Origin of the sequence: Bacillus sp. SIMBA_005 (assembly GCF_046535585.1) — a bacterium.
Classification (GTDB): domain Bacteria; phylum Bacillota; class Bacilli; order Bacillales; family Bacillaceae; genus Bacillus; species Bacillus pumilus.
The window spans coordinates 1-249 of sequence record NZ_JAWRWI010000889.1 but is presented as its reverse complement, the minus strand read 5'-3'; the positions used below and the strand labels follow the sequence as shown (position 1 = coordinate 249).

Annotated in this window: 1 protein-coding gene; it reads left to right on the top strand. The window is 67.5% G+C overall.

Translation table 11 applies throughout. From position 1 onward, the window contains the following. The coding region (gene ssb / locus SB660_RS22630) for a single-stranded DNA-binding protein (RefSeq protein WP_410584742.1) at positions 1–249 on the top strand (249 nt) is incomplete at both ends.

Genomic DNA, 249 nt, shown 5'->3' with positions numbered 1-249 from the left:
CTAAGCGCCATGGCCGGCGAAACCGTCATCACCGTGGTGGGAAACCTCACGGCCGACCCCGAGCTGCGCTACACGCAGAACGGGCTGCCGGTGGCGAACTTCACCATCGCATCGACGCCTCGGAACTTCGACCGTGCCGCGAACGAGTGGAAGGACGGCGATGCGCTGTTCCTCCGCGCGTCCGTGTGGCGCGAGTTCGCCGAGCACCTGGCGGGTTCGCTGACGAAGGGCATGCGCGTCATCGCGCAG